The following is a 3241-nucleotide window of genomic DNA, read 5'->3' as shown; positions in this document are numbered from 1 at the left end:
GGACATCGCGGGCAGCAAGGCGCACGCAAGAATGCTCGGCGCCTGCGGGATTTTAAAGCCTGAGGAGAGCGAAAAGATCGTCGCGGGGCTTGACGCCGTGTTTGAGGAGATAAAAAGCGGTAAATTTGAGTTTAAAACCGCCGACGAGGACATTCATATGGCGGTCGAAAAGCGCCTAAGCGAGCTCATCGGAAGCGATCTTGGCGGCAGGCTACACACCGCGCGCAGCAGAAACGATCAGGTCGCGCTTGATTTTCGCCTCTACGTGCTTAAAAGCGGTGTCGAGATCTCCGAAAAAATCCGCGAGCTAGTCGCTGCGCTACGAGATATCGCTAGCAAGCACGCGGACACGCTGATGCCAGGCTACACGCACCTTCAGCACGCCCAACCAGTAAGCCTTAGCTACCATTTGCTAGCATATGCGTTTATGTTTAAGAGGGATTTTGAGCGATTTGTTAGCTCGTATGAGCGAAACAACCTAAGTCCGCTTGGCTCAGCAGCCCTTGCAGGCACGCCGCACAAGATAGATAGGAGTATCGTTGCAAGCGAGCTTGGCTTTGCAGGCTGCACGCAAAATGCGATGGATAGCGTGAGTGACCGCGACTTTGCGCTGGAGATTTTATTTAACATTAGTATTTTTATGACGCACGCTTCTAGGCTTTGCGAGGAGCTTATACTCTGGAGCTCGCAAGAATTTGGCTTTGTAAGCATTAGCGATGCTTATAGCACTGGAAGCTCCATCATGCCTCAAAAGAAAAACCCAGACGTCGCTGAACTCATACGTGGCAAAACTGGGCGTGTAAATGGAAATTTAGTAGCGCTGCTAACTACTATGAAAGGCTTGCCACTTGCTTACAATAAAGATATGCAAGAAGATAAAGAGGGTGTTTTTGACAGCGTTGCGACCATTTTAAGCTCGGCTACCATCCTAAATGAGATGATAAAAACGGCTAAATTTAATGAAAAAAATATGTTAAAAGCGACAAAAATAGGCCATCTAAGTGCCACTGATCTGGCGGACTATCTAGTGCGTGAGAAAAATATACCATTTAGAACGGCTCATTTCATCACCGGAAAAGCTGTGGCAAAGGCTGAAAACTTGGGGCTTGATCTAAGTGAGCTAAACAAAGAGCAGCTAAAAAGTGTCGATGAAAATTTAGATGAAAATGCTATTAAATTTCTAGATCTGCACGCTTCAAAAGAGGCCCGCACTTCAAAAGGCGGCACGGCAAATAAAAGTGTAGATGAACAAATAGAAATTTTAAATGAATGGCTAAAAAGCTAAATTTGAGGAGTTAAAAAATGAAATTAAAAAGTTTAATATTAAAAAATTTTAGGTCGTATAAAAATGTAAAAATACTTTTTGATAAAAGTATGAATGTCATCATTGGGCAAAATGATGTAGGAAAATCTACTATATTAGAAGCTTTAGATATTTTTTTTGAAGGCAGTACAATAAAAATAGATATAACCGATTTCAGCAAAAATGCAGAGGATAATAAAATTATTATAGGTACAGAATTTGTAGTTGACGGTGAAAAAGAAATTTTAATAGATACCTCTAATAAAACAAAGTTGGTAGATGAATGTCTTTTGAATAACGATGGTTTCTTGGAGGTATTAAAAGAATTTGAAATAAAAAATGAAAAATTACAAAAGGAAAAAGTATTTATAAAAGTGCAGTATCCGAAGGAATATTCTAATGAGCCACTAATTAACATGAAAATTTCTGACTTAAAAAAGAAACTGAATGAGAAATTTAATGAAAAAGAGGTTGAAGATATAGATAAGCGAACTAATGCTGAAATAAGAAAGGCGTTATATGGTAAGGCGAGCAATGAATTTGAAGAAATAAAAATTGATATAACAAAAGAGGATGCCAAAGCCGTATGGGAGCAATTAAAAAAATGGTTGCCTTTGTATTTTTTATTCCAGAGCGATAGAGCAAATAAAGATAGTGATGCTGATATACAAAACCCCTTAAAAAGCGCAACAAAAATAGCTGTAGCGAGATTCGAAGAACAATTTAACTCAATAAAAAATCAATTAGAAGAAGAATTGACGAAAATAGGCAACGAAACAATAGATAAAATGAAGGAAATGGGACTAGAAAATACAAATTCTTTAAAACCTCAAATCAGCAATAAAGGCCTAGATACTTTATTTTCATTTGGTTTGGAAAGTGATAATGGAATTGCCTTAAACAAGAGAGGAAGTGGTTTTAGGAGAATGGTATTATTAAATTATTTCAGAGCCGAGGCCGAAAGAAAACTGGAGAGTGATGAAAATAAGGATAAGGATATAATTTATGCCATAGAAGAACCAGAAACCGCACAGCATCCAAATCATCAAAAAATGCTTATAGAAGCACTAAAAGAGCTATCTCATAAAGACAATTATCAACTTATACTCACAACCCATACTCCAGAAATAGCAAAAATGGTTGATGAAGAAAATTTGATTTTAATTAGCAAAATAGATGATGTTGCTATTATTAATAATGGAGATAATAAGCTTGATTTAATAGCTGATACATTAGGAATTTTGCCAAGTATTCATCCTGAAAAAATTCAAAAATTAAAAGTCGCCGTATGCGTTGAAGGTTATACGGATATTGAATTTCTTAAAAATATTAATAAAAACATTATAGATTTTAAAAATATAGTTGACTTAGAAAATGAAGCTATATTGATGATTTTTTTAGGTGGTGCCTCTATTCAACATTATGTAGACTATAATTATTTGGTAAAATTGAATATTCCACAGATCCATATATATGATAGCGATTATAATCAAAAAGACACAGCCAAACACTATCAATACAAAAAGTATTTAGATAAAGTTATAAATTCTGGCAATGCAGGCTATCTTACAAGGAAAGCCGAAATAGAAAACTACATACATCCAGATTTAATTAAAAGCGTTTATTTAATAGAAACTTGTTTTCACAATAAAAGTGATGGGTGGTTAAAAGAATGGAATAGTCTTGATTTGCCAAATTTTATTAATCAAAATGCAAATAAGACAAATAAAGATATAGAACCTATATCCAGTGCTAGAACATCAAAAAAATACATAGCTACCGAGCTTTCAAAACAACTCACAAGGGAAATGCTTGAAGAGCTTGGTGCTTTTGATGAAATAAAAGGATGGTTTGAAAAAATAAAAGAGTTAGCTAATATATAAAATATTTTGAAGGTTTGTAGTTTTATGAAATAAATTTAAATATAATTACGCAGAA

At 35.4% G+C, this 3241-nt stretch carries 2 protein-coding genes; both read left to right on the top strand.

Translation table 11 applies throughout. From position 1 onward, the window contains the following. Positions 1 to 1285: argininosuccinate lyase (gene argH, locus Q0296_RS04845; RefSeq protein ID WP_298037275.1), on the top strand; the 1285-nt coding region annotated here is incomplete at its 5' end. A 17-nt stretch (positions 1286 to 1302) separates the two neighbouring features. Next, positions 1303 to 3186 (top strand): ATP-binding protein, encoded by a 1884-nt coding sequence (locus tag Q0296_RS04840; protein ID WP_298037268.1) that lies wholly within the window; start codon positions 1303 to 1305, stop codon positions 3184 to 3186. Positions 3187 to 3241 lie beyond the last annotated feature (55 nt).

The sequence above is a fragment of the uncultured Campylobacter sp. genome (genome assembly GCF_937890585.1).
Taxonomy (GTDB): Bacteria; Campylobacterota; Campylobacteria; order Campylobacterales; family Campylobacteraceae; genus Campylobacter_A.
Note: the sequence above shows the minus strand (reverse complement) of the source record. Positions and strands in the feature narration are given on the sequence as shown.